At 60.4% G+C, this 26262-nt stretch carries 22 protein-coding genes and 1 pseudogene; 12 read left to right on the top strand and 11 right to left on the bottom strand.

Features of this window, described 5'->3' with window-relative positions:
* Nucleotides 1–22: 22 nt before the first annotated feature.
* On the top strand, nt 23–949 hold the full coding sequence (gene tal, locus JWU58_RS09580; protein ID WP_016775468.1) for a transaldolase: 927 nt from the start codon (nt 23–25) through the stop codon (nt 947–949).
* A 128-nt stretch (nt 950–1077) separates the two neighbouring features.
* Here the strand turns inward: tal and rssC are convergent, their stop codons facing one another.
* The 3 genes from rssC to JWU58_RS09565 form a co-directional block, all read right to left on the bottom strand.
* Nucleotides 1078–1560, bottom strand: coding sequence for an anti-sigma factor antagonist RssC (rssC, locus tag JWU58_RS09575; RefSeq protein WP_003226553.1), 483 nt, complete (start codon nt 1558–1560; stop codon nt 1078–1080).
* Nucleotides 1560–2741 (bottom strand): two-component system response regulator RssB, encoded by a 1182-nt coding sequence (gene rssB, locus JWU58_RS09570; RefSeq protein ID WP_024013622.1) that lies wholly within the window; start codon nt 2739–2741, stop codon nt 1560–1562. Before rssB ends, rssC begins: the two co-directional genes overlap by 1 nt.
* Before the next feature lie 344 nt (nt 2742–3085).
* Nucleotides 3086–3775, bottom strand: a complete 690-nt coding sequence (locus JWU58_RS09565; protein ID WP_016775470.1) for an MlaA family lipoprotein — start codon at nt 3773–3775, stop codon at nt 3086–3088.
* Between the two features lie 199 nt (nt 3776–3974).
* Here JWU58_RS09565 and JWU58_RS09560 point away from each other — a divergent pair, with 199 nt between their 5' ends.
* From JWU58_RS09560 to JWU58_RS27240, 3 genes and pseudogenes are all read left to right on the top strand, one after another.
* Entirely contained in the window at nt 3975–4595 is a 621-nt protein-coding gene (locus JWU58_RS09560; protein WP_123441995.1) for an HAD superfamily inactivated hydrolase PcrP, read from the top strand.
* 108 nt (nt 4596–4703) lie between these two features.
* Entirely contained in the window at nt 4704–4967 is a 264-nt protein-coding gene (locus tag JWU58_RS09555; protein WP_016775472.1) for a DUF4404 family protein, read from the top strand.
* 56 nt (nt 4968–5023) lie between these two features.
* A pseudogene (locus JWU58_RS27240) lies at nt 5024–5131 on the top strand (metal ABC transporter ATP-binding protein); the annotation flags it as partial.
* Nucleotides 5132–5154: 23 nt separating this feature from the next.
* Here the strand turns inward: JWU58_RS27240 and queF are convergent.
* Together queF and copI are read right to left on the bottom strand one after the other, a co-directional pair.
* Nucleotides 5155–5985 (bottom strand): NADPH-dependent 7-cyano-7-deazaguanine reductase QueF, encoded by an 831-nt coding sequence (gene queF / locus JWU58_RS09550; protein WP_016775473.1) that lies wholly within the window; start codon nt 5983–5985, stop codon nt 5155–5157.
* A 61-nt stretch (nt 5986–6046) separates the two neighbouring features.
* Nucleotides 6047–6580, bottom strand: coding sequence for a copper-resistant cuproprotein CopI (gene copI / locus JWU58_RS09545; RefSeq protein WP_123441993.1), 534 nt, complete (start codon nt 6578–6580; stop codon nt 6047–6049).
* A gap of 166 nt (nt 6581–6746) precedes the next feature.
* Between copI and JWU58_RS09540 the strand changes: the two genes are divergently transcribed.
* A complete protein-coding gene (locus tag JWU58_RS09540) occupies nt 6747–7427 on the top strand; it encodes a heavy metal response regulator transcription factor (RefSeq protein WP_123441992.1) in 681 nt (226 codons plus the stop codon).
* Nucleotides 7427–8773 (top strand): heavy metal sensor histidine kinase, encoded by a 1347-nt coding sequence (locus JWU58_RS09535; protein ID WP_206421826.1) that lies wholly within the window; start codon nt 7427–7429, stop codon nt 8771–8773. Before JWU58_RS09540 ends, JWU58_RS09535 begins: the two co-directional genes overlap by 1 nt.
* A gap of 39 nt (nt 8774–8812) precedes the next feature.
* Here the strand turns inward: JWU58_RS09535 and JWU58_RS09530 are convergent, their stop codons facing one another.
* The 3 genes from JWU58_RS09530 to JWU58_RS09520 form a co-directional block, all read right to left on the bottom strand.
* Nucleotides 8813–10057, bottom strand: a complete 1245-nt coding sequence (locus JWU58_RS09530) for a lipoprotein-releasing ABC transporter permease subunit (protein ID WP_024013627.1) — start codon at nt 10055–10057, stop codon at nt 8813–8815.
* Nucleotides 10058–10120: 63 nt separating this feature from the next.
* Complete coding sequence (lolD, locus tag JWU58_RS09525) at nt 10121–10819, bottom strand: lipoprotein-releasing ABC transporter ATP-binding protein LolD (RefSeq protein ID WP_024013628.1); 699 nt, start codon at nt 10817–10819, stop codon at nt 10121–10123.
* Nucleotides 10812–12062 (bottom strand): lipoprotein-releasing ABC transporter permease subunit, encoded by a 1251-nt coding sequence (locus tag JWU58_RS09520; protein WP_024013629.1) that lies wholly within the window; start codon nt 12060–12062, stop codon nt 10812–10814. Before JWU58_RS09520 ends, lolD begins: the two co-directional genes overlap by 8 nt.
* A gap of 94 nt (nt 12063–12156) precedes the next feature.
* Between JWU58_RS09520 and JWU58_RS09515 the strand changes: the two genes are divergently transcribed.
* Both JWU58_RS09515 and JWU58_RS09510 read left to right on the top strand, forming a co-directional pair.
* On the top strand, nt 12157–12738 hold the full coding sequence (locus JWU58_RS09515) for a PilZ domain-containing protein (protein ID WP_206421825.1): 582 nt from the start codon (nt 12157–12159) through the stop codon (nt 12736–12738).
* Nucleotides 12739–12752: 14 nt separating this feature from the next.
* Nucleotides 12753–13475 carry a glycerophosphodiester phosphodiesterase gene (locus JWU58_RS09510; protein ID WP_206421824.1) on the top strand — a complete coding sequence of 241 codons (723 nt, stop codon included), beginning with the start codon at nt 12753–12755 and terminating at the stop codon, nt 13473–13475.
* A 42-nt stretch (nt 13476–13517) separates the two neighbouring features.
* On the opposite strand, the gene sthA is transcribed toward JWU58_RS09510, so the two are convergent.
* Nucleotides 13518–14912, bottom strand: a complete 1395-nt coding sequence (gene sthA, locus JWU58_RS09505; RefSeq protein WP_016775479.1) for a Si-specific NAD(P)(+) transhydrogenase — start codon at nt 14910–14912, stop codon at nt 13518–13520.
* A 201-nt stretch (nt 14913–15113) separates the two neighbouring features.
* A complete protein-coding gene (locus JWU58_RS09500; protein WP_206421823.1) occupies nt 15114–16160 on the bottom strand; it encodes an FAD:protein FMN transferase in 1047 nt (348 codons plus the stop codon).
* Between the two features lie 74 nt (nt 16161–16234).
* Here JWU58_RS09500 and tcuC point away from each other — a divergent pair, with 74 nt between their 5' ends.
* On the top strand, nt 16235–17533 hold the full coding sequence (tcuC, locus tag JWU58_RS09495) for an MFS transporter (RefSeq protein WP_206421822.1): 1299 nt from the start codon (nt 16235–16237) through the stop codon (nt 17531–17533).
* 172 nt (nt 17534–17705) lie between these two features.
* On the opposite strand, the gene JWU58_RS09490 is transcribed toward tcuC, so the two are convergent.
* Nucleotides 17706–19169: a glyceraldehyde-3-phosphate dehydrogenase gene (locus JWU58_RS09490; protein WP_016775482.1), complete on the bottom strand. Its 1464-nt coding sequence runs from the start codon at nt 19167–19169 to the stop codon at nt 17706–17708.
* 354 nt (nt 19170–19523) lie between these two features.
* On the opposite strand from JWU58_RS09490, the gene mfd reads away from it, so the two are divergent.
* The 3 genes from mfd to JWU58_RS09475 are packed head-to-tail and all read left to right on the top strand — an operon-like array spanning nt 19524 to nt 26252.
* Entirely contained in the window at nt 19524–22973 is a 3450-nt protein-coding gene (gene mfd, locus JWU58_RS09485; protein WP_024013632.1) for a transcription-repair coupling factor, read from the top strand.
* Nucleotides 22974–22983: 10 nt separating this feature from the next.
* A complete protein-coding gene (locus tag JWU58_RS09480; protein WP_071173055.1) occupies nt 22984–23550 on the top strand; it encodes a CsiV family protein in 567 nt (188 codons plus the stop codon).
* 11 nt (nt 23551–23561) lie between these two features.
* Nucleotides 23562–26252 carry a DEAD/DEAH box helicase gene (locus tag JWU58_RS09475; RefSeq protein ID WP_206421821.1) on the top strand — a complete coding sequence of 897 codons (2691 nt, stop codon included), beginning with the start codon at nt 23562–23564 and terminating at the stop codon, nt 26250–26252.
* Nucleotides 26253–26262 lie beyond the last annotated feature (10 nt).

Genomic DNA, 26262 nt, shown 5'->3' with positions numbered 1-26262 from the left:
ACCCATAGGATAGAGCACGCCCATGACTTCCAAGCTGGAACAACTCAAACAGTTCACCACCGTGGTTGCCGACACCGGCGACTTCGAAGCGATCGCCCGAGTCAAACCGACCGATGCCACCACCAACCCTTCCCTGCTGCTCAAGGCTTCGGCCATTCACGGTTACGCCGAACTGCTGAACGATTGCGTTCGCGACTGCAAGGGCGATGTCGGCCTGGCCAGCGACCGTTTCGGCGTCGCAGTGGGCAAGGAAATTCTCAACGTGGTTCCAGGCCGCATCTCCACCGAAGTGGATGCGCGTCTGTCCTTCGATCAGGATGCGATCCTCAAGCGTGCGCATCGTCTGATCGAGCTGTACGACAAGGCCGGCGTCGGCCGTGACCGCGTGCTGATCAAGATCGCCTCGACCTGGGAAGGCATCCGCGCCGCCGAGATCCTCGAGAAGGAAGGCATCCAGACCAACCTGACCCTGCTGTTCTCCTTCGCCCAGGCGGCGGCCTGCGCTGACGCCGGGGTGTTCCTGATTTCGCCGTTCGTGGGCCGTATTTACGACTGGTACAAGAAAGCCAACGGCAACGACTACACCGGCGCTGATGATCCGGGCGTGCAGTCGGTGACGCGCATCTACAACTACTACAAGGCTAATGACTACAAGACTGTGGTCATGGGCGCCAGCTTCCGTAACATCAACCAGATCGAACAACTGGCTGGCTGTGATCGCCTGACCATCAGCCCGGAACTGCTGGAGAAGCTGGCCGCCGATACCGGCAAGCTGGAACGCAAACTGGCGCCGGGCAATGCCGGTGAAGCGCGTCTGAGCCTCAACGAAGCGCAATTCCGCTGGTTGTCCAACGAAGACGCGATGGCCACCGAGAAACTGGCTGAAGGCATCCGTCAGTTCGCCCGCGATCAGGAAAAACTGGAAGCATTGCTGCAGGCCAAGCTGTGATCTGAGTTTGTAGTATGCAAAAAGGGCGAACCTGTGAGGGTTCGCCCTTTTTTATGGTAACTGCTGATCAAAATGTGGGAGCGAGCCTGCTCGCGAAGAGGCCGCCCATGCATCCTCAATTCACTGGATCAATGCCGCTCCAGCGCATTCACCAGATCATGAAACGCTTCCCGATTGGAATCGTTCAGGCCCATGAGAATCTTGTGCGCTTCCAGCACCTTGATTCGCACCACTTCTTCGGATTGGTCCTGATCCGGCAGGTCGTCCAGGCACTCCGGGCACGGCACCGGGTGGTTGACGATGTTGAACACCTGCTCGAAGCCCATCGACTGCAAAAGCCGAGTGATGTCTTCGTGGGTGGTGACAACCGTCGGCAAAAGGCCGACCTTCTGCCGCGACAGGATCGACAGTTTGGCCAGCAGGCCGAGGGTGGTGCTGTCGATGCTGCGGGTTTCGGTCAAATCGATCACGATCGCGTTGAAATTCAGCGCGGTGAAGATTTTCTCAATAGTCGCATCCAACGCCGAACACAGGGTCAGGCGAACTTCACCGACGAACTTCAGGACGAAGGTGCCGTCCTGCTCGGCGAACTGGATTCTACCGGTACTCATTAAAGATTCCTGCTCAACACCAACAGGGCGATATCATCCGGCATCTCCCCTAGCGTGGCCAAACCAAACACTTGCCGCAGACCATCCAGGCTGCCGCCCGCTGACTTCACCCGTTCGGGCAAAGCAGCCTCTTTTTCTTTGAGCGTTGCTTCCGGCAAAAGGTCCAGAATGCCATCAGACATCAGCGTCAGGCTGAACGTCGGCGGCAGCTCAAGCACGTGGTCTTCGTAGGTGGCTTCATTGAAAAGGCCCACCGGCAGGCCACGGCCTTCGAGATAACGAACACTGTCAGGCGTGTACAACACAGGCAAAGGCAGATGGCCGCCAATGCTATAGGTCAACAAACCGGTCTCCTCGTCGATGACTCCACCGACCATTGTGACGTGTTTACCCAGCTTACAACTGATCAGTCCCCGGTTGATATGACCGAGCACTTCCGAAGGCTTGAACTCCGGCAAGGTACCGCTGCGTTTCGATTCGAAGAGCAAACGCGTGGTCATGAATTTCAACAGCACGGTGACGAAGGCTGATGACGCGCCATGCCCGGAAACATCCGCCAGATAAAACGCGACCCGGCGCTCGTCAACGCGGAAATAGTCGACAAAATCACCCGACAGGTACAGCGACGGGATGATCTGGTGGGCAAAATTGAATTCGTCAATGCTCCACGGGCTTTCCGGCAGCATGTTCATCTGCACCTGGCGACCGGCGTTCTGGTCTTCCTGGAGCAGGTTCAGGCTGGCTTCGAGCTCGCGGTTGGCCTTTTCCAGCTTCTCGCTGTAGCGCTGGTTTTCCAGCAGCAGTCGCGCACGATCCAGGGCCCGGCGCACGGAGTGCTCGAGCACAGCCAGATCTTCGAGAGGCTTGATCAGGTAATCCGCCGCGCCCAGGCGCAGGGCCTCGACCGCGTCGTTCATCACCCCGGCACCGGAGACCACGATCACCGGCGTATCGGGTGAGCGCTCGGTGACCTGACGGATCAGTTCGAGACCGCCCATCTGCGGCATGCGCAGATCGCAGATGACCAGATCGGGCTCGTCTTGCTCGAATACCTGAAGACCCTGTTGACCGTTGCCGGCCTGCAGGACGCTGAAACCACTGTCTTCCAGATAGGCCGCGAGGCTCGCGCGCACTACCTCGTCATCATCGATTATCAGCAGCGTGGCACTGGTTTTTGGCATGTGGGCAAACGGCGCCAGAATTAGGTTGGCGTAGTGAGCGGGGCATCGGCCCTGCGCAGACTACTGGATTCGCTTTCTAGCCTCTCTGTTGCAGCGCTTTCAAGCATTCGCCTGGCGCGCGGTTTTAAACAGAGGTGCCCTTCTAAGGCGCAGACGGTACTCCCATCCGCAGAGCGTTTCAAGCATGCGCCGATTGTCGCTTGACGACTTTGTTTGTCAAATCACCGCGAGTTATAAGAACCGCTCCAACGGTAACCCGATGGAAGGTAGCGGCAGTCGCCGGTGACGCTCTGGCGCGGACAAAAAAGGCGACCCGAGGGTCGCCTTTCTGTCGCCGATCGAAATCAGAAATCGTCTTCGACCTGACCGTCCTTCACCTTGAACTCGCGGTTCTGGAGGTAAGCGTTGCGGATGAAGGTGTATTTGTCGCCGCTGATCAGCTTCTCGCTCGACAGCAGGCTGGCGCGGGTGTCGACGATGTTCAGGCCGAAGATCGAGTTACGCGTCGGCACGTGGTCGATGTAGCGGTACGCGCCGGTGAAGCTGTCGACGTATTTCGACGGTGCGTCACGCAGGGTGCTCGGCCCCATCAGCGGCAGCATCACGTACGGGCCGCTGCCCACGCCCCAGTAACCGAGGGTCTGACCGAAGTCTTCGTCGCTGCGGTTCAAGCCCATCTTGGTGCCGACGTCGAAGAAGCCGAGCAGACCGAAGGTGGTGTTGAAAATCAGTCGGGCGGTATCAACGCCCGCTGCAGCCGGTTTGGCCTGGAGAATGTTGTTCGCCAGGTTGGTCACGTCACCGACGTTGCGGAACATATTGTGAATGCCGTCTTCAACGAACTGCGGGGTGATGAACTCATAACCCTGCGCCAAAGGCTTCAGCGCGTAAGTGTCAACGAAGTCGTTGAACTGGAAAATCGGCCGGTTGACGCTTTCCCAAGGGTCTTCTTCGGTGGCCGCCTGGGTGGCGAACGGCGCCAGCAACAGGCTGGCACATACACTTAGCTGAGTGAGCGAAGGGCTCCAGCGCATAGAAAAACTCCTTGGATTTGATACTGGCGCGGTCCTCTCGGCCCGAGCATTAAGGCCGCTAGTATAAGCATAAACAGCGATTTGGGCAGTGCGCCGCTGCAAGGATATGCAGGAAGTTTCCTACGCAGGCTTTCACCCGCCTGTCATGCAACTGTCACCCCAGGGCCCTAGTCTTGAGCGTTATTTCAGGGACGTTGCCATGACTCACGCCGAAACCTTGCCCGTCGCCGCGCCCGGCCTGACTGCCGTGCTGTTCGGCCTGAGCGGTTGCCTGGTGGATTTCGGTGCCCGCGCCGCGCAAGAGCTCAACGCCCAGCCGGAACATGCCAAAACTACACCCGGCGCACTCGATAGCCTGAAAAGTTTGCAGCGCCAGGGAATTCCCTGCGCGTGGCTCGACGAATTGCCCCCTGCCCTCGCTCAGCCACTGGCCGCCTCGCTGCCAGACTGGATCAAACCGAAGCAACATTCAGCAACAATGAATCCATGGCCAGCGCCCAACGCGTGCTGGCAGGCGTTGATGAGTTTGAACATCGACCGCCTCGACGGCTGCGTGCTGGTCAGCGGTGAGCCGCGCCTGTTACAGGCCGGTCTGAATGCCGGGTTATGGACGATTGGCCTGGCGTCCTGTGGCTCGCTATGCGGCCTGAGCCCGAGCGAGTGGCAGGCTTTGTCACAAAAGGAACGCGAAAAGTTGCGCGGCAAGGCCACCGTGCAGTTGTTCGGCCTGGGTGTGCATTCGGTGATCGATCATCTCGGCGAACTGGACGCCTGCCTCGCCGACATCAGCCTGCGCCGCGCCAAAGGCGAAAAGCCCTGATCGGCGTCATGCAGGTTTACCAAGAGTGGATTAATCTAAAGGTCAGCCATAGACCTTTGGCGCGTGGCTGCGGTCAATGCCAGTGCCTATTGATAAAAGGAAACCACCATGCCCGCCCAAGAACTGCAAAAACAGCTCGATACCCTGCGCGAGCAGCTGGAACACAATCCACCGCTGTCGGAAGCCGAGCGTGAGGATCTGCATGCGCTGATGGCGCAGATCGAATCGGAAATCCAGCTGGAAACTGCCACCCAGGACGCGAGCATCGCCGACGGCGTGAACCTGGCGGTCGAGCGCTTCGAAGTCGAACACCCGGCGATCGCCGGCACCCTGCGCAATATCATGAATACGCTGGGCAGCATGGGCATCTGACGCCCCGCCGCACAAAAAAGCCCTGCCAGCGATGGCAGGGCTTTTTCATTTCCGAAATGTGCATGCAAGCCCTTGTGGGAGCGAGCCTGTTCGCGAAGGCGTCGTGTCAGTCGACATCATCGTTGAATGACACACCGCATTCGCGAGCAGGCTCACTCCCACAAGGGATATCGCACATTCCGTTTCTTTATTGACGTACGAGCCGGTGATTCGGCAGCTGCACCTCTTCAGTGCTGCGATACGGGTTGATATCCAGCCCACCCCGGCGCACATAGCGCGCAAACACCGTGAGTTTCTCCGGCTTCAACAACCGCTGCAGATCGAGAAAAATCCGCTCCACGCATTGCTCATGGAAGTCCGAATGCTGGCGGAAGCTGACGATGTACTCCAGCAGGCTGGCGTGATCCAGCGCCGCGCCGCGATATTCCACTACCACGCTGCCCCAGTCCGGCTGGCTGGTCACCGGGCAGTTGGATTTGAGCAGGTGGCTGTGCACGCTCTCTTCAACGATCCGCGAATCATCGCAACGCAGCAGCTCCGGACGCGGGTGTTCATAATTGCTCACGCTGATATCCAGATCGTCGATGCACACGCCCGGCAACGCCACCACGCCTTCAGCTTCCACGTCTTTCAGACTGCGCACCCGCACGCCCACCGGTTTGCCGGCAGCGGCGGACAGATCCTTGACCAGCGTCGCTTGCAATGTGGCGACGTCGGCGAACGGCGTCTGGTTCAGCGAGTTGAGGTAGAGCTTGAACGACTTCGATTCGATGATGTTCGGCGAGTCCGCCGGGATGCTGAATTCAGCGATTGCCACCACCGGTTTGCCCGAGGGCAGCAGCCACGACAGCTCGAAGCAGTTCCAGAAATCCACGCCTTTATACGGCAGGGTTTCGGCGGTCAGGCCCAGCTCGGCCCATTTCGCGGTGCGCGGAATCGGGAACAGCAGGGACGGCGTGTACGTGGCGATGTATTCGCTGGATTTGCCCAGCGGCGAATGTTCGGCTGCGGGATGCATGGCGGAAACCTGACTGAAGAATCAGCGGATTCTACCAGCCTTTGCCCGCGCCTTTGAGTGCTTACTGACTGACTGTCAGTTTGCCGACCATGCCGGCCTGATAATGCCCGGGGATATTGCAGGCAAACTCGAGCGCCGTTGCCTTGCTGAAGGTCCAGGTCAACTCGGCGGTTTTACCGGGCTCGACCAGTACGCTGTTGGGGTCGTCATGCTGCATGCCATGCCCCATCGCCGCGTGATTCATGCCCGCCATATCGTGGGACATTTCTTTCATGCCGGTAGGCGTAAGCATGCCGCTTTGCTGCATCTGCAACATTTCCTGCTGGTGACTGGCATGCATCGCCGCATCACCGAGGTTGAATTCATGCAGCAACTGGCCTTTATTCACCAGCACAAAGCGAACCGTCTCACCGGCCTTGACCTGTATGGATTTCGGGTCGAAGTTCATGTCGCCCATGACGATTTCGATACTGCGCGTAGCCTGGCTCGCCGCTGCCGGCTGGCCGAAGGCGAAGGTGTGCACCGGTGTCGCCCAGGCTGGCGAACTCAATGCCAGCAGAGAGGCGGCTATTTTCAGCGAGGTGCGCAAAAACATGGTCGTACTCCAACAAGAGAAGGTTCAGCCTGTGGGAAACTCTAACCACCCAAGGCTGGCATCGACCTGACAGGCAGATTACAACTTTGTCAGCTTGGCGCTTATCGCCGGATCTCACGGTATAACGCCCTCGCCCTTCCAAATACCAACCCCGCCCGAGTCGCCCATGAAACTGTTGATCGTCGAAGACCAAGCGAAAACCGGCCAATACCTGCGTCAGGGCCTGACCGAGGCCGGATTCAATACCGAGCTGGTGGCTGACGGGATTAGCGGCCAGCAATTGGCCTTGAGCGGCGACTACGCGCTGTTGATCCTCGATGTAATGCTGCCCGGGCGCAGTGGCTGGCAGATTCTGCAAGCGGTGCGCAGCGCCGGCCTCGACACGCCGGTACTTTTTCTCACCGCCAAAGACTCGGTGGAGGATAGGGTTCACGGCCTCGAACTGGGCGCCGACGATTATCTGGTCAAGCCATTCGCCTTCTCCGAATTGCTCGCCAGAGTGCGCAGCCTGTTGCGGCGCGGCAGCGGTATCGCCCAGGAAACCAGTCTGCAACTGGCCGATCTGCGCCTGGATCTGATCCGCCGCCGGGTCGAACGCAGCGGCCAGCGCATCGACCTGACCGCCAAGGAATTCGCCCTGCTGGAAATGCTCCTGCGCCGTCAGGGTGAAGTCCTGCCCAAATCGCTGATCGCCTCGCAGGTCTGGGACATGAATTTCGACAGCGACACCAACGTCATCGAAGTGGCGATCCGCCGCTTGCGCCTGAAGATCGACGATGACTTCCCCAACAAGTTGATCCACACCGTGCGCGGCATGGGTTACGTGCTCGAAGAGCGTTCGCTGTGATGCGTCGTTGGTCATTGAGCACGCGCCTGGCACTGTTGTTTGCCGCTTGCACTGCGGTGGTCTCGCTGTTCGCCGGGGTGCTGTTCGACCGCGCCAGCGAAGCGCACTTCATCGAACTCGATCAGCAACAACTGGAGACGAAACTGATCGGTCTGCGCCGCGCCTTGCAGGATCTCCAACCTGCCCAGCGCGAGGCGCGGCTGGCCGATGAACTCAGCCGTCAGGCCGATCTGTCGTTGCGCATTACCAGTGGCGACGGTCAGCACTGGTATGACAGCTCGGTGCAGATTCCGAAGAATCTGCCGCTGCAAACCGGCCTGTCGACCATCAGCCATGACGGCACCGACTACCGCGTGCTGCGCGCCCCGCTCTACCCGGACGCAGCGGATTCGCCACAACTGACGCTGCTGCTGGACATCACCCATCACCAGCATTTTCTTACGCGCATGCAGCATCTGATCTGGCTGACCGTCGGCCTGTCGGCGCTGGCTACTGCCCTGCTCGGCGCCTGGGCGGCGCGCAGCGGTCTGCGCCCGTTGCGGCGGATGAGCGCAGTGGCCTGTGGGATTTCCGCGCAATCGCTGAATGCCCGCCTGCCTGAAGAGAAGATGCCGCCAGAGCTTGCAGAAATGGCCTACAGCTTCAACGCCATGCTCGAACGCCTCGACGATTCGTTTCAGCGCCTCTCGGCATTCTCCGCCGACATCGCCCATGAACTGCGCACACCGTTGTCGAATCTGCTGACCCACACCCAGGTCACCCTCACCCGCCCACGCGCACTGGAGGATTACCGCGAAGCACTGCACAGCAACCTCGAAGAACTGCAATGGATGGCGCAACTGGTCAACGACATGCTCTATCTGGCCAAGGCTGACCACGGCTTGCTGATGCCCAAGCGCGAACCGCTGGAGCTGGCGGATGAGGCCGACATGCTGCTGGAGTTTTTTGCGCCACTGGCGGAAGACGCTGGTGTGAGCTTGAGCCGTGAAGGTGAGGCGCAAATTGAAGGTGATCGCGGCATGTTGCGCCGGGCCTTGTCGAACCTGCTGGATAACGCGCTGCGGTTTACCCCGGCCGAGGGTTATGTGCGCTTGAGCATCGTCGACGAGGAGGAGATCGTGCGCGTCTGCGTCGAAAACAGTGGCGAGGGGGTTTCAGCGCAATTACTGCCGCGTCTGTTTGACCGCTTCTATCGAGCGGATCCGGCGCGGCAGGAAGGTAGCAGTGAGCATGCGGGGTTGGGTCTGGCGATCACCCAGTCGATCGTGCGGGCACATGGCGGGACGATTCATTGCGAATCTGAAGCGGGTTGGACGCGGTTTGTAATCGAGTTGCCTCGGACCTGATCGTTCCCACGCTCTGCGTGGGAACGAGCATGGAGTCGCTTACGAATATCTCAAGGCATGCGCCGGTTCGATCTTCGCCGCCCGCCACGCCGGATACACCGTGGCCAGGAAGCTCAGAATGAATCCCGCCGAGCAGATCAACAGCACATCGCCGCCCTGCAGTTCCGAAGGCAGGTTGCTGACGAAATACACGTCCGAACTGAAGATATGCTGGCCGGTCACACGCTCTACCCAGCCGACCAGTTCGCTGACATTGAGCGCCGCAATCACGCCCAGCACGCCGCCAATGATGGTGCCGACAATACCGATCACCGTGCCCTGGACCATGAAGATCGCCATGATCTGCCGGGGCGTAGCGCCGATCGTGCGCAGGATGGCGATGTCGGCGCCCTTGTCGTTCACCACCATGATCAGCGTCGCGATGATGTTGAACGCCGCCACCGCGACGATCATCAGCAACAGCAGGCCGATCATGGTTTTTTCCATCTTCATCGCGCTGAACAGGCTGCCCTGGGTGTGAGTCCAGTCGTCAGCCTTGAAGTCAGCGCCGAGGCCACCGGCAATGTCCGCAGACACCTTCGGCGCAGCGTACAGATCCTTGACTGCCAGCCGCACGCTCTGCACCTGATTCGGCTGCCAGTGCTGCATGGTCGCGGCGTCGGCGACATGAATCAGGCCCATCGAACCGTCCAGCTCGGCGCCGACCTTGAACACGCCAACCACATTCAGGCGCTGCATGCGCGGGGTGATACCGCCAGGCGCGGTGCTGACTTCCGGGACGATAAGAGTGATCTTGTCGCCGACATTGAGGCGGAAACGCCGCGCGGTGATTTCACCGATCACCACACCGAATTCGCCCGGCTTCAAGGCATCGAGACGACCCTGGACGATGTGCTGGGCAACGATCGACACCTTGCCTTCCTGGGCCGGATCAACGCCACTGATCTGAATCGGCTGCATCGAACCCTTGTAGGAAAGCATGCCTTCCATCTCGGTGAACGGCACGGCGGCCGTCACTTCGGGATTTTTCATCGCAGCCGCAGCGACCGGCTGCCAGTCGTCGATCGGCTTGACGCCAACGATGGTCGCATGGGGCACCATCCCAAGGATGCGCGAGCTCATTTCGCGCTGGAAGCCATTCATCACCGACAGCACCACGATCATCGCCAGCACGCCGAGGGCGAGGCCGATCATCGAGGTCATCGAAATGAACGAAACAAAGCGATTGCGGCGCTTGGCGCGGGTATAGCGCGTGCCGATAAAGATCGATAACGGTCTGAACATTCGCTGGGGCACCGTGTAGAAATAAAAGACCCGGCGCCGTTACGGGCGCCGGGTTTCAGCCAGTCAGATGGGAGTGAGGCAGCCTTCCTGCAGCTGCAGAACGCGATCCATCTGGCGAGCCAGGTTCATGTCGTGCGTCACCACCAGGAACGCCGTGCGCATCGAAGTGCTCAGCTCCAGCATCAGATCCTGAATGCCTTCGGCGGTGTGCAGGTCGAGGTTGCCGGTCGGCTCATCGAGCATCACCAGCCCCGGGTTGTTGACCAGGGCACGGGCGATGGCCACGCGCTGACGCTCGCCGCCGGACAGTTCCGCCGGTTTGTGTTCCAGACGATGGCCGAGACCGACACGCTCCAGCAATGCCGTGGCACGCTGGCGCGCCTCCGGGATGGCGGTCTTGCCGATCAGCAGCGGCATGCAGACGTTTTCCAGTGCGGTGAATTCCGGCAGCAAATGGTGAAACTGATAAACGAAACCAAGCGCGCGATTGCGCAGCAGACCACGCTTTTTCTCGCTTAACGCCGACAGCTCTTCGCCGTCGAGCCAGACGCTGCCCTTGCTAGGCGTATCGAGGCCGCCGAGCAGGTTGAGCAAGGTACTTTTGCCGGAACCGGATTTGCCCACGATCGCTACACGTTCGCCCGGGTGCAACTCCAGTTGCAGGCCGGCCAGCACTTGTACCGACTCCGGACCCTCCTCGTAGGATTTGCCCAGGTTACGGCAGCTCAGAATTGCTTGTTCACTCATGCCCGACTCACTCATAACGTAACGCCTCCGCCGGCTGGGTGCGCGCGGCACGCCAGGCGGGATACAGGGTGGCGAGGAAACTCAGGACCAACGCAGCGGCGCAGACCATGACGACGTCCTGGCTCTGTACCTGCGAAGGAAGATAATCAATGAAATACACGTCAGCATTAAGGAACTTGTGGCCGATCAGCCCTTCAAGCGCCGAAATGGCCGCACTGACATTCAGTGCCGCAAGGATCCCGACCACCGCGCCGATCGCCGTGCCGACCACGCCGATTACCGTGCCCTGAACCATGAACGTGCGCATGATCGTGCCCGGAGTCGCGCCTAGGGTACGCAGAATGGCGATGTCGCCCTTCTTGTCGTTCACCACCATCACCAGCGTGGAAATGATGTTGAACGCGGCGACGGCGACGATCAGCAGCAACAGCAGCCCGATCATGGCTTTTTCCATGCGGATCGCTTGATACAGGTTGCCGTGGGTGCGCGTCCAGTCGCGGGCGTAGTAACGATCTTCGCCGAGCTGCTGGGCAATGTTCCACGCCTCACGCGGTGCCTGGAACAGGTCGTCGAACTTCAGCCGCAGGCCCTGCACCTGATCGGCTTTCCAGCGATGCATTTTCGCCAGATCCTGCAGATTGGTCACGCCGAGGTAGCCGTCGAGCTCACCGGCGCCGACATGGAAAATCCCGACCACGGTGAAGCGCTTCATGCGCGGAAACATCCCCGCCGGGGTCACGCTGACCTCAGGTGCGACAAAAGTAACCTTGTCGCCGATGCCGACGCCGAGCTTGGTCGCCGCCTTGTCGCCGATGACGATGCCGAAGCTGCCCGGTGTCAGGTCGTCGAGTTTGCCCTGCTTCATGAAGTTGTCGATGATCGACACATTGCGCTCGAGCGCAGGATCAATGGCATTGAGCAACACCTTGGAAACCTGACCGTTGTTGGTCAGCAGGCCCTGCATCTGGGTGAACGGCGCCACCGCCGTCACCTGCCGGTTCTGCTTGACCTTGTCGGCCAGGCTCTGCCAGTCATTGATCGGCTCGCCGGTCTCGAGAGTAGCGTGGGGCACCATGCCCAGCACGCGGGTGCGCATCTCATGGTCGAAGCCGTTCATCACCGACAGCACGACGATCATCACGACCACGCCAAGGGCGAGCCCGATCATCGAAGTCAGGGAAATGAATGACACAAAATGATTGCGACGCTTTGCACGGGTATAACGCGTGCCGATAAATACGAAGAGAGGTCTGAACATGTCGGGGCTTGTTCGGAGGGAAAAGGAACGTCCTTGTGGCGGGGGTCGAAAACCAGCTTTACACTCAGACCACCGCCGCTACCATGGGTTCGCCATGTCGACATTAGATGAAGAAGATCGCCGCGAATACTACCGTATCGAGGACACGATCGCACTGGAAATTCGGCCCCTGTCCGCTCTCGAAGCCGCAGGCCAGGAAGTGTTGCAGGATGCTTCCCCACTCTTCAACCTGCTCAGCGAACTGCACCTGAGCGAATTCGAGTCGCAGCACCTGTTGCGGCAGATCAGCGAGCGGGACCGCGCCATCGCCGCGTTCCTCAAATCGCAGAACAAACGCATTGACCTGCTCAGCCAGGTGATCGCCCTGACCGTGCTCGGCCACATCGGCGAGCCGCAGCCAGTGATCATCTCCGAGGGCGGGATCGATTTTCAGTACCCGACCCCGATTGCCACCGGCGCGCACCTGTCGGTGAAACTGGTGCTGATGCCGCAGGCGCTTGGCCTGCTGCTGCGTGCCCGGGTCACCCATTGCGATCCCAAGGGCGATGGCTATGACGTCGGCACCGAGTTCGAACGCCCGACCGATGCCCAGCGCCAATTGCTCGCGCGCTACATCTTGCAAAAGCAGGCTCAGGAACGCCGTCTGGCCCGCGAACAGAACGAATCTGGCATTTAACTTAAGGAAGCACCGTGACCCTCATCTACGGCCACCGCGGCGCCAAGGGCGAAGCACCGGAAAACACCCTGAGCAGCTTTCAGGAATGCCTCAAGCACGGCGTGCGCCGCTGCGAACTGGATCTGCACCTGTCCAAGGACGGCGAGCTGATGGTCATCCATGACCCGACCCTCAAGCGCACCACCGACCGTCGCGGCAAAGTCGTCGAGCACACCGCTGCCGAGCTGGTCACCTACGACGCGCGCAAGGGCGGCCCGGGCTGGATCAAGCCGTGCCCGATTCCGACGCTGGAAGAGTTGTTCGAGCAATGTGATTTCGTGCACTGGCAGCTGGAAGTCAAAAGCGCATCACGCACCCGCGCGGCGACTACCGTGCTGGCGATTCGGGAAATGGCTCAGCGCCACGGCCTGCTCGACAAGGTGACGATCACCTCGAGTTCGCGGGAAGTCTTGAAGGCAGCGCTGGATCTGGTACCGGACGTATCCCGTGGCCTGGTAGCCGAATATGCCTGGCTCGATCCGCTGAAGGTGGCGGCCAGCTACGGTTGCGAAATTCTCGCGCTGAACTGGACGCTGTGTACGCCGGAACGCCTGCAGAAGGCGCAGCGTCAGGGCCTGCATGTGTCGGTGTGGACCGTCAACGAGCCTGCGCTGATGCGCAGACTCGCCGACTTCGGCGTTGACAGCCTGATTACAGACTTTCCCGGTTTGGCCACTGCCACCCTTGAGAATTGCTGAAATCGGTCTCCCCGGCCGGCTCAGGCCACCGGCCGGAGCCCGTCAAAAAAGCCGGTTGAGGCCGTCGTACGCCGCGACCCGATAGGCTTCGGCCATGGTCGGGTAGTTGAACGTGGTGTTGACGAAATACTTCAGCGTATTCAGCTCACCCGGCTGGTTCATGATCGCCTGACCGATGTGCACGATCTCCGACGCCTGATAACCGAAGCAGTGCACGCCGAGCACTTCCAGCGTTTCGCGGTGGAAGAGGATCTTCAGCATGCCCTGCGGCTCGCCGGCAATCTGCGCCCGAGCCATGCTCTTGAAGAAGGCCTTGCCGACTTCGTACGGCACTTTCGCCTGGGTCAGCTCCTGCTCGTTCTTGCCGATCGAGCTGATCTCCGGAATGGTGTAGATGCCGGTCGGCACGTCATTGACGAAGCGCCAGCTGCCATTGTCGACGATGCTGCCAGCGGCCGAACGACCCTGGTCGTGGGCGGCACTGGCCAGGCTTGGCCAGCCGATCACGTCACCGGCGCCGTAGATGTTTTCCACGCAGGTGCGGTAGTTCTGGTCAACTTCGATCTGGCCACGGCTGTTGACCTTGACCCCGATGTTTTCCAGACCCAGCGTGTCGGTGTTACCGGTACGGCCGTTGCACCAGAGCAAGGCGTCGGCCTTGATCTTCTTGCCGGATTTGAGATGCAGGATCACACCGTTGTCCACGCCTTCGACGCGGTCGTACTCTTCGTTGTGACGCACGGTGATGTTGTTGTTGCTGAAGTGGTAGCTCAACGCCTGGGAAATTTCCGAGTCGAGGAAGCTCAGCAACTGGCCACGGTTGTCGACCAGCTCGACCAGCACACCCAGACCACTGAAGATCGATGCGTATTCGCAACCGATCACACCAGCGCCGTAAACGATCAGTTTGCGCGGGGTGTGGCCGAGGCTGAGGATGGTGTCGCTATCGTAGATACGCGGGTGATGGAAATCGATGTCCGCCGGGCGATACGGACGCGAACCGGTGGCGATGATGATGTGCTTGGCCACCAGTTTTTCGACCACACCGTTGCCGCAGACCACTTCGATGGTTTGCTCGTCGGCGAAGCTGCCGGTGCCGAAGAACACGTCGACGCGGTTACGGGCGTAGTAGCCGGTGCGCGATGCGACTTGTTTGGAAATGACTTTTTCGGCGCTTTTCAACACGTCCGGGAAGGAGAACCAGCGTGGCTCGCCGATCGCGCGGAACATCGGGTTGGTGTTGAACTGCATGATCTGCCGCACCGAGTGACGCAGTGCCTTGGACGGGATGGTGCCGAGGTGGGTGCAGTTGCCGCCGACCTGGCGACGGCTGTCGACCATCGCGACCTTGCGCCCCGCTTTGGCGGCGTTCATTGCCGCGCCTTCTCCCGCCGGGCCGGAACCCAGTACCACCACGTCGTAGTTGTAGACAGCCATGCGTACTCCTCAGAACAGGCCGCGGTGCCAGCAGCACCGGCGGCTAAATCACGCCGAACGGCGGCGCGAAGGAACAATTGGGGGCCAGTGAAGAACCCGGACACAGTCTATAGAAGCGTCAACGCCGCGCACATTAACCCTTGGTCGCGTCGTAGGCTACTTTTGCCTGCACTACAACGCCAGCTTTCGTCTTGTCTTCGGTCAGTTTTTTTCACCGACAAGCTGCGTAAATGCCTGACTGCTGCGGGTGACAAAACCTGTATCGGCACGCAGGACAAAGAATGCAGCAATGTCATGCTTTTGGGCATAGTCCCGCGCCCTTTCCGGCCCGAGAATCAGCAACAGCGTCGATAGTCCATCGGCCATCAACGCTGAAGGATGAATCACCGTGACTGACGCCAGATCATGTAGGACCGGTCGCCCGCTGCGTGCATCGAAGGTGTGGGAATAACGCCGACCGTCCTGCAGAAAATAATGGCGGTAGTCACCGGAGGTGGACACGCCGTAGCCATCGACATCGATAATCCGCTCGGCCACTTGCTGGTCATCGCGAGGCTCTTCGAGAGCGATGCGCCACGCTGAACCATCCGGCTTCTTGCCCCGGGCTTTGAGTTCGCCCGTGGCTTCGACCAGATAATTGTCGATGCCCATGCCCTGCAATCTGGCGGCGATGGCATCCACGGCGTAACCGGCGGCAATACTGTTGAAGTCGACTTCGACGGCGGCGTCCTTGCACAACTGCTCGCCGTCGATGCGCAGATGCTGATGACCGACTCGCTGCATGACCTCGGCCACAGCGGCCGCATCAGGGATCTTTTCTTCGCGTCCTTGCGGGCCGAATCCCCAGAGGTCCAGCAGCGGTTCCACGGTCAGGTCGTAGGAGCCTTCGCTTTGAGTTGAAAGCTGTTCGCCGATGCGGACCAATTCGAGCACCGCTGCCGGCATGGCTTGGCAGCTATCGGCGGGCAAGGCGTTGAAACGTTCGATGGCGGAGTCACTTCGGTAAGTCGACAGCTGTTGATCGACTTCACCGAGGATGGCCTGCACTTCGCCGCGCACCCGCGCAGGATCGGCGACCCCGGCGTGGCGCACGTACTTGACCGACCAGGTGCTGCCCATGGTCGAACCGCCAACCTGTTCCAGGGAATCGCCGGTGCCGCAGCCGCCGATTGCCACCGCCAACACCACAAGCCCCCACCAGCGTCCAGTTAACAATTCTTCATCTCCCCGCAAAACCACGGCGGCCATTATGAACTACAAGCGCCCGCTCGCTTCCCCATGGCTGCAACGCCTTTATACAAATTGAACAGTGAGTACCTTCCATGTCCTCCACCACGGGCAAAGGCAAAGCGATCTTTCGCGTTGTCAGCGGCAACTTCCTCGAAATGTTCGACTTTATGGTCTACGGCTTCTATGCCACGGCCATCGCCAAAACCTTCTTCCCCACCGACAGCGCCTTCGCTTCGCTGATGCTGTCGCTGGCGACCTTCGGCGCCGGCTTCCTGATGCGCCCGCTGGGGGCAATTTTCCTCGGCGCCTATATCGACCGTCACGGACGGCGCAAAGGGCTGATCATCACTTTGGCGATGATGGCCGCCGGTACGGTGCTGATTGCCTGCGTGCCCGGTTACGCGACGCTCGGCGTCGCCGCACCGCTACTGGTGTTGTTCGGCCGCCTGCTGCAAGGCTTCTCGGCGGGCGTGGAATTGGGCGGCGTGTCGGTGTATCTGGCGGAAATTTCTACGCCGGGGCGTAAAGGCTTTTTCGTCAGTTGGCAGTCCGCCAGCCAACAGGCAGCCGTGGTGTTCGCTGGCTTGCTCGGCGTTGCTCTGAATCACTGGCTGAGTCCGGAGCAAATGGGCGAATGGGGCTGGCGCGTGCCGTTTCTGATTGGCTGCATGATCGTGCCGGTGATTTTCTTCATCCGTCGCTCGCTGGAAGAAACTCCGGAATTCCAGGCGCGCACCCACCGCCCTACCCTCGGCGAAATCGTCCGCTCGATCGGCCAGAACTTCGGCATCGTCATTGCCGGCATGGCGCTGGTGGTGATGACCACGGTTTCGTTCTACCTGATCACTGCCTACACGCCGACATTTGGCAAGGCTGAGCTGCATCTGTCTGATCTGGATGCGCTATTGGTGACCGTATGCATCGGCTTGTCGAATTTCTTCTGGCTACCGGTGATGGGCGCGCTGTCCGACAAGATCGGCCGCAAACCCTTGCTGTTGGCAGCGACGATTCTGGCGATCCTCACTGCGTATCCGGCATTGTCGTGGCTAGTGGCGAACCCGAGCTTCAGCCATTTGCTGATTGTCGAACTATGGCTGTCCTTCCTCTATGGCTCGTACAACGGCGCGATGGTGGTGGCACTGACCGAGATCATGCCGGTGGAAGTGCGCACGACCGGGTTTTCCCTGGCCTACAGTTTGGCAACGGCGACGTTCGGCGGATTTACTCCGGCAGCGTGCACCTATCTGATTCATGTGCTGGACAACAAGGCAGCACCGGGGATCTGGCTCAGTGGCGCGGCGGTGTTGGGGTTGATTGCGACGTTGGTATTGTTCCGTGGCAATCGGCATGAGTTGCGCACGGCGCAGGCTTCGGTAGCCAGCGGCGCCTGACAGAATGCTTTCGCGAGCAGGCTCGCTCCCACAGAAGATTGTGAACGACACTGATCCAGTGTGGGAGCGAGCCTGCTCGCGAAGAGGCCGGCAAGGACGCCGAAGATCCAACAGGCCCACAAACAAAAACGCCCCGACAAAATGCCGGGGCGTTTTCATTCAAGCCTGAGGCTTAGCGCGGGAACGCTGGCGGATTCACATCAGCCATGTCTTCCATTACGCGAACTACCTGGCAGCTGTAGCCGAACTCGTTGTCGTACCAAACGTACAGAACGACGCGGTTGTCCTGCACGATGGTCGCTTCAGCGTCGACCACACCAGCGTGACGCGAGCCAACGAAGTCGGTCGACACCACTTCCTGCGAATTGACGAAGTCGATCTGCTTGTGCAGCTCAGAGTGCAGCGCCATGTAGCGCAGGTACTCGTTCATCTCTTCACGGGTGGCGGCTTTCTCAAGGTTGAGGTTGAGAATGGCCATCGACACGTTCGGCGTCGGAACGCGGATCGCGTTACCGGTCAGCTTGCCGGCCAGCTCAGGCAGAGCCTTGGCAGCAGCGGTGGCGGCACCGGTCTCGGTGATCACCATGTTCAGCGCGGCGCTGCGGCCACGGCGATCGCCCTTGTGGAAGTTGTCGATCAGGTTCTGGTCGTTGGTGTACGAGTGAACGGTTTCGACGTGACCGTTGATGATGCCGAACTTGTCGTTGACCGCTTTGAGCACCGGCACGATGGCGTTGGTGGTGCAGGAAGCAGCCGAGACGATCTTGTCGTCAGCGGTGATTTCACCGTGGTTGATGCCGTGAACGATGTTCTTCAGCTTGCCCTTGCCAGGCGCGGTCAGAACAACGCGGTCGATGCCCGGGCACGCCAGGTGCTGACCCAGGCCATCGGCGTCACGCCATACACCGGTGTTGTCCACCAGCAGCGCGTCTTTGATGCCGTACTGGGTGTAATCCACCTCGGTCGGGTTCTTCGCGTAGATCACCTGGATCAGGTTACCGTTGGCGGTGATGGTGTTGTTTTCTTCGTCGATGGTAATGGTGCCGTTGAACGAACCGTGCACCGAATCGCGACGCAGCAGGCTGGCGCGCTTGGTCAGGTCGTTCTCGGCGCCTTTGCGCACGACGATGGCGCGCAGACGCAGGCCGTCGCCACCACCGGTTTTCTCGATCAGGATGCGCGCCAGCAGACGGCCGATACGACCGAAGCCGTAAAGAACAACGTCGGTGCCTTTGCGGGCCGAAGCGTTCTGCTGGCCAACCACGTCAGCCATCTCTTCACGCACGAACTGCTCGGCGCTGCGGCCGTTGCCTTCATTGCGGAATTTGAACGCCAGCTTGCCCAGATCCACCGACGCCGCGCCGAGCTTGAGCTCGCTCATGGCCTTGAGCAGTGGGAATGTTTCGTGGACGGAGAGTTCGCTGTCGTCCGAAGAACGGTGGCGAGCAAAGCGGTGAGCTTTGAGAATCGCGATGACAGACTGGTTGATCAGGCTGCGGCCATAGATCGAGCTAACCACGTTGTTATTGCGGTAGAGCTGACCGATAAGCGGGATCATCGCTTCTGCGAGTGCTTCACGGTCGATCCATTCACCAAGACACTGGTCGGGCTTCTGAGTCACGGTAACCTTCCACATGTAGGGGCAGAAAAAAGGGGCTACATTATGCCGCCGACAAGCCCTTTCAGCAATGCGCGCTTGTCGCGCAATCGGTAACAAATTCCCGTTCAAAAAATTTACGCCTTTCTCCAGCCCAGTAAAACCGGGGCTTTCAGCGCAGTCAATTTTTCGACGACTGTTAGACGATGTCTGTAACCCTCCGTAACACCACCCGGTTTCGGCACTACATAACCATGAAAAAAGTGCTCGTTTTTATGGTTACCACTACATTTCGTCCAAACCGTGAAGATAGACGCAGTCTACAACTGACAGGCGGCACCGGAGGCCGCTACAATTACCGACTTTGTCGCAACGCCTGGAGCTCAACCTTCCGTGCCTGTTCTGCGTCTACCGCTACTCCCTGCCGAAGCAGGTAAACAGCACTGGGGCAATCTGCCCGGTGCCGCCCTCAGCCTGGCGATTGCCGAGGCTGCCAGCGCTGCCAAGCGCTTTACCCTGCTGCTGACCGCCGACAGCCAAAGCGCCGAACGGCTGGAACAGGAGCTGAGTTTCTTCGCCCCGGATTTGCCCGTACTGCATTTCCCCGACTGGGAAACCCTGCCCTACGACCTGTTCTCGCCGCACCAGGACATCATCTCCCAGCGCATCGCCAGCCTGTATCGCCTGCCGGAACTGGCCCACGGCGTGCTGGTGGTTCCGATCACCACCGCTTTGCATCGCTTGGCGCCGACCAAGTTCCTCCTCGGCAGCAGCCTGGTGCTGGACATCGGCCAGAAGCTCGACGTCGAACAGATGCGCGCGCGGCTCGAAGCCAGCGGCTATCGCTATGTCGACACGGTGTACGAGCACGGCGAGTTCACCGTACGCGGCGCGCTGATCGACCTGTTCCCCATGGGCAGCAAACTGCCGTATCGCATCGACCTGTTCGACGATGAAATTGAAACCCTGCGCACCTTCGATCCGGAAACCCAGCGTTCGATCGACAAGGTCGAGTCGGTCAAGCTGCTGCCGGCCCGCGAGTTTCCATTGCAGAAAGACGCAGTCACCCGCTTCAAGGCGCGTTTCCGTGAGCGCTTCGACGTCGACTTCCGTCGCTGCCCGATCTTCCAGGATTTGAGCAGCGGCATCACCCCGGCCGGCATCGAGTACTACCTGCCGCTGTTCTTCGACGAAACCTCGACGCTGTTCGACTACCTGCCCCAGGACACTCAGGTGTTCTCGCTGCCGGGCATCGAGCAGGCAGCGGAGAACTTCTGGAACGACGTGCGCAATCGTTACGAAGAACGCCGCGTCGATCCTTCGCGTCCTTTATTGCCACCGGCCGAACTGTTCCTGCCGGTGGAAGATTGCTTCGCGCGCCTGAAGAATTGGCCGCGAGTCGTCGCCAGTCAGCAGGACGTTGAAAGCGGCGTCGGCCGTGAGCGCTTCCCGGCCCATGCGCTGCCGGACCTGGCCATCGAAGCCAAGGCCACGCAACCGCTGGCGGCGCTGGCCGGGTTCCTCGAAGAGTTCCCCGGGCGCGTGCTGTTCACCGCTGAATCGGCGGGTCGTCGCGAAGTCCTGCTGGAACTGTTGGAACGCCTGAAGTTGCGGCCGAAAACCGTCGACAGCTGGCCAGACTTCGTTGCCAGCAAGGATCGTCTGGCGATCACCATCGCCCCGCTCGACGAAGGTCTACTGCTCGACGACCCGGCGCTGGCGCTGGTAGCGGAAAGTCCGCTGTTCGGCCAACGGGTCATGCAACGTCGCCGCCGCGAGAAGCGCAGCGACGTCAGCAACGATGCGGTGATCAAGAACCTCACCGAACTGCGCGAAGGCGCGCCGGTGGTGCATATTGACCACGGCGTCGGGCGCTACCTGGGCCTGACGATTCTGGAAATCGACAATCAGGCCGCCGAATTCCTCACCCTCGAATACGCCGAGAACGCCAAGCTTTACGTGCCGGTGGCCAACCTGCACCTGATCGCACGTTACACCGGCAGCGACGATTCGCTCGCGCCGTTGCATCGCCTCGGCTCGGAAACCTGGCAGAAAGCCAAGCGCAAAGCCGCCGAGCAGGTGCGTGACGTCGCCGCCGAATTGCTCGACATTTACGCCCGTCGTGCCGCCCGTGAAGGTTACGCCTTCGCCGACCCGAAGGCCGATTACGCCACCTTCAGCGCCGGTTTCCCGTTCGAAGAAACACCCGATCAGCAAGCGACCATCGAGGCGGTACGCGAAGACATGCTCGCGCCGAAACCGATGGACCGGCTGGTCTGCGGCGACGTTGGCTTCGGCAAGACCGAAGTGGCCATGCGCGCCGCGTTCATCGCCGTGCACGGCGGTCGTCAGGTGGCGATTCTGGTGCCGACCACCCTGCTCGCCCAGCAGCACTACAACAGTTTCCGCGACCGCTTCGCCGACTGGCCGGTGACGGTCGAAGTGATGAGTCGATTCAAATCGGCCAAGGAAGTCAACGCGGCGATCGCCGATCTGGCGGAAGGCAAGATCGACATTGTCATCGGCACGCACAAGCTGCTGTCCGACGACGTGAAGATCAAAAACCTCGGGCTGGTGATCATCGACGAAGAACACCGTTTTGGCGTACGCCAGAAAGAACAGCTCAAGGCCCTGCGCAGCGAAGTCGACATCCTCACCCTGACTGCGACGCCGATTCCGCGCACGCTGAACATGGCGGTGTCGGGCATGCGCGATCTGTCGATCATCGCCACGCCGCCAGCGCGTCGCCTGTCGGTGCGCACCTTCGTCATGGAACAGAACAAGAGCACGGTCAAAGAGGCCCTGCTGCGTGAACTGCTGCGTGGCGGTCAGGTTTACTACCTGCACAACGATGTGAAGACCATCGAAAAATGCGCCGCCGACCTCGCCGAACTGGTGCCGGAAGCGCGCATCGGTATCGGCCACGGGCAGATGCGCGAACGTGAACTCGAACAGGTGATGAGCGACTTCTACCACAAGCGCTTCAACGTGCTGATCGCCTCGACCATCATCGAGACCGGCATCGACGTGCCGAGCGCCAACACCATCATCATCGAACGCGCCGACAAGTTCGGCCTGGCCCAGCTGCACCAGTTGCGTGGTCGTGTCGGCCGCAGTCACCACCAGGCTTACGCCTACCTGCTGACGCCGCCGCGCCAGCAGATCACTTCCGACGCGGAAAAGCGTCTGGAAGCGATCGCCAATACCCAGGACCTCGGCGCCGGTTTCGTGCTGGCCACCAACGACCTGGAAATCCGTGGCGCCGGCGAACTGCTCGGCGATGGTCAGAGCGGGCAGATTCAGGCCGTCGGTTTCACCCTGTACATGGAAATGCTCGAGCGCGCGGTGAAGTCGATCCGCAAGGGCGAGCAGCCGAACCTCGATCAACCGCTGGGCGGCGGCCCGGAAGTCAATCTGCGGGTGCCGGCGCTGATTCCGGAAGATTATCTGCCGGATGTGCATGCGCGGTTGATTCTGTATAAACGCATCGCCTCGGCTACCGACGAGGAAGGCCTCAAGGATCTGCAGGTGGAGATGATCGACCGCTTCGGCCTGTTGCCGGAGCCGACCAAGAACCTGGTGCGGATCACCGCGCTGAAATTGCAGGCGGAAAAGCTCGGCATCAAGAAAGTCGACGGCGGGCCGCAAGGCGGACGTATCGAGTTCGAAGCGCAGACGCCGGTTGACCCGATGACCCTGATCAAGCTGATCCAGACGCAGCCCAAGCGCTACAAGTTCGAAGGCGCGACGATGTTTAAATTCCAGGTGCCGATGGAGCGCCCGGAAGAACGTTTCAATACTGTCGAGGCGCTGTTTGAGCGTCTCATCCCGAAATCCGCTTGAAGGACGCCCGATGCGCCTGTTCCGCTCTCTGACTTTGTTGCTTGCACTTGCAGCACCGACGGCGTTTGCCGATGACACGTATCAGGTCGAAATGATCCTGGTGCGCCAGAATGCCGTCCCGGCCATCGTCAGCCGCGCCGCCCCGGAAGACTGGGCCGCAGGCGCCCAGCGTCTGGGCAGCGACAGCCAGCGCACCCCAGCGCTGAATGATGTAGTGAGCAAACTCACCGCCAGCGGCGAGTACACCGTGCTGATGCACAAAGCCTGGCAGCAGAGCCTCGGCGAAGCGCCGGCGAAAGTCGCGGTGAGCGAAGGTCAGGAGCAGTTCGGCCAGTTCCCGATCGAGGGCACGCTGGAAATGAAACTCGGCCGCTTCACCGACGTGACCGCCGATTTCTGGGTCAATCAGATCGACGCCAATGGCCTGGTCACTGCCAGTGAGCGCCTGCGTCAGGACAGCCACACCAAGAACGGCCAGCTCAATTACCTCGACAACGGCCACCTGGCCCTGCTGATCAAGATCACTTCCCTGACCGCGCCAGCGCCTCGCGAAGCGCCTGAAGTCGTGCCGGACTGATCGAAGTCCTTATGCCGCCGCCCCTGAGCAAACCGCTGGCCCCGTCGTGGGTCAGCCGATTCAAAGAACAGAGTCTGGAGCGCGGCCGCCGCTACGCTTTGGAGAATCGGGTGCGCATCGCCCAAGTCGGCGATGCGACCATCACCGCCAGTTGCGAAGGTTCTGGCGGTAGCGTTTACCGGCAGACCATCCATCTGCGCGAATCGGCCAAAGCCACTCTGCTGCTGGTCGACGCCACCTGCACCTGCCCGGTGCGCAGCAACTGCAAGCACTGTGCTGCGGTGCTGCTGAAAATCCAGGAAACCCTCGACTACCCCGCCGCCGCGAAAGACGCCGAGCTGCTGGAAAAACTCCAGGCCGTGCTGGAAAACCGCAGCCCGAAAGCACCGCCGCAAGTGCTGGTGGACAACGTGCAACCGGTGCCGCGCCTGTGGCTGGCGAGCGTCGAGTTCAGCGCCTTCGAGCCGCGCAACGGCAAGATGCAGCGCTACATTCAGCATCGTGCGGCGCTGTCGTTCAGCTATCTGGACGAATACGTCAGCGGGCAAAAACACAGCGATATCCTGATCCGTCAGGAAGCCCAGACCCTGCGGATAAAACGTCACCCGGACGTCGAACAGTCCTACCGCGAACAGTTGCGCATCCTCGGTTTCCGCATCGCCACCCGGCAGAGCAAAGCGCTGACGGAAAGCGCCGGCGAACTCTACGAGATGGTCAACGACAGCGCCTGGCTGACCTTCACGCTCAATGACTTGCCGAAATTGCGCAGCCAGGGTTGGGAGTTGCAGATCGATGAGGAATTCGGTTTCGACCTGACCGCCGTCGACGACTGGTACGCCACCGTCGAACAGGCGCCGGAACGCGACTGGTTCGATCTGGAGCTGGGCATCATCGTCAACGGCGAGCGCCTGAGCCTGCTGCCGATCCTGCTGAATCTGATGCGCTCGCACACCGAGATCCTCAACCCGGAACGCCTCGCCCGGCGTCGCGATGACGAGCTGATTCTGGTGAACATTCCGCAACGCAGCAGCGAGCATGGGCCGTTGCAAGTGGCGCTGCCGCTCGGTCGCTTGAAGCCGGTATTGATGACCTTGGGCGAGTTCTATTTGCAGGAGCCGGGCGAAACAACGCTGCGTCTGAGCAAGGCTGACGCCACCCGGCTCAATTCGCTGGAAGGCCTGCCGCTGTTGTGGGAAGGCGGCGAGCAGATGCGCACCTTCGCCCAGCGCCTGCGCGACATCCGCGATTTCACGGCCGAAGCGCCGCAAGGTCTGAATGCAACGCTGCGCCCGTATCAGCTCGAAGGGTTGAGCTGGATGCAATCGCTGCGGCAACTGGAGGTCGGCGGGATTCTTGCGGATGACATGGGCCTGGGCAAAACCCTACAGACCCTGGCGCATATTCTCAGCGAGAAGAACGCCGGACGCCTCGATCGTCCGTGCATGGTGGTGATGCCGACCAGCCTGATTCCGAACTGGCTAGATGAAGCGGCGCACTTCACCCCGCAACTGAAAGTGCTCGCCCTGTATGGCGCCACGCGCAAGAAATACTTCGACAATCTGGCCGACTTCGACCTGATCCTCACCACTTACGCCCTGTTGCCCAAGGACCTTGAGCGCCTGGCCAAACAGCCGCTGCACGTGCTGGTGCTGGACGAAGCGCAATACATCAAGAACCCCAACAGCAAAGCCGCGCAGGCCGCCCGCGAGCTGAACGCGCGCCAGCGCCTGTGCCTCAGCGGCACGCCGCTGGAAAACCACTTGGGCGAACTCTGGTCGCTGTTCCACTTCCTGTTGCCGGGCTGGCTCGGCGACGTGAAAAGCTTTAATGCCGATTACCGTGTGCCGATCGAAAAGCGCGGTAGCGAAGTCAGACTGCAACACCTCAACGGTCGGATAAAACCGTTTCTGCTGCGCCGCACCAAAGAGCAGGTCGCCACGGAGCTGCCGCCGAAAACCGAAATCATCCACTGGGTCGAACTCAACGAAGCGCAGCGCGACGTGTACGAGACCATGCGCCTGGCGATGGACAAGAAAGTCCGTGACGAGATCACCCGCAAAGGCGTGGCGCGAAGCCAGATCATCATTCTCGAAGCACTGCTCAAGCTGCGCCAGGTCTGCTGCGATCTGCGCCTGGTCAACGACGCCACCCTGCCCGCGCGCGGCAGCACCTCGGGCAAGCTCGACAGCCTGATGGAAATGCTTGAGGAACTGTTCGAAGAAGGCCGGCGGATTCTGCTGTTCTCGCAATTCACTTCGATGCTGTCATTGATCGAAGAGGAGTTGAAAAAACGCAAGATCGCTTACGCCCTCCTCACTGGCCAGACCCGCGACCGGCGCACACCGGTGAAGGAATTCCAGAGCGGCACGCGTCAGATTTTTCTGATCAGCCTGAAGGCCGGTGGCGTCGGTTTGAACCTGACCGAAGCCGACACGGTGATTCACTACGACCCGTGGTGGAACCCGGCAACCGAAAATCAGGCCACCGACCGGGCCTATCGCATTGGCCAGGAAAAACCGGTGTTCGTCTACAAGATGATTGCCCGGGGCACAGTGGAAGAGAAAATTCAGCACCTGCAGAAGGAAAAGTCCGACCTGGCAGCGGGCGTGCTCGATGGGCGCAAGGCCGGGGACTGGAAGTTGCAGAGCGATGATATTGAAGCGCTGTTTGCGCCGTTGCCGGACAAGATCGACAAGCGTTGAAAGCGGCGTT

This window comes from Pseudomonas atacamensis, from assembly GCF_017167965.1.
GTDB lineage: Bacteria > Pseudomonadota > Gammaproteobacteria > Pseudomonadales > Pseudomonadaceae > Aquipseudomonas > Aquipseudomonas atacamensis.
The sequence above is the reverse complement of the archived record's forward strand: the minus strand, read 5'-3'. Positions and strand labels throughout refer to the sequence as shown.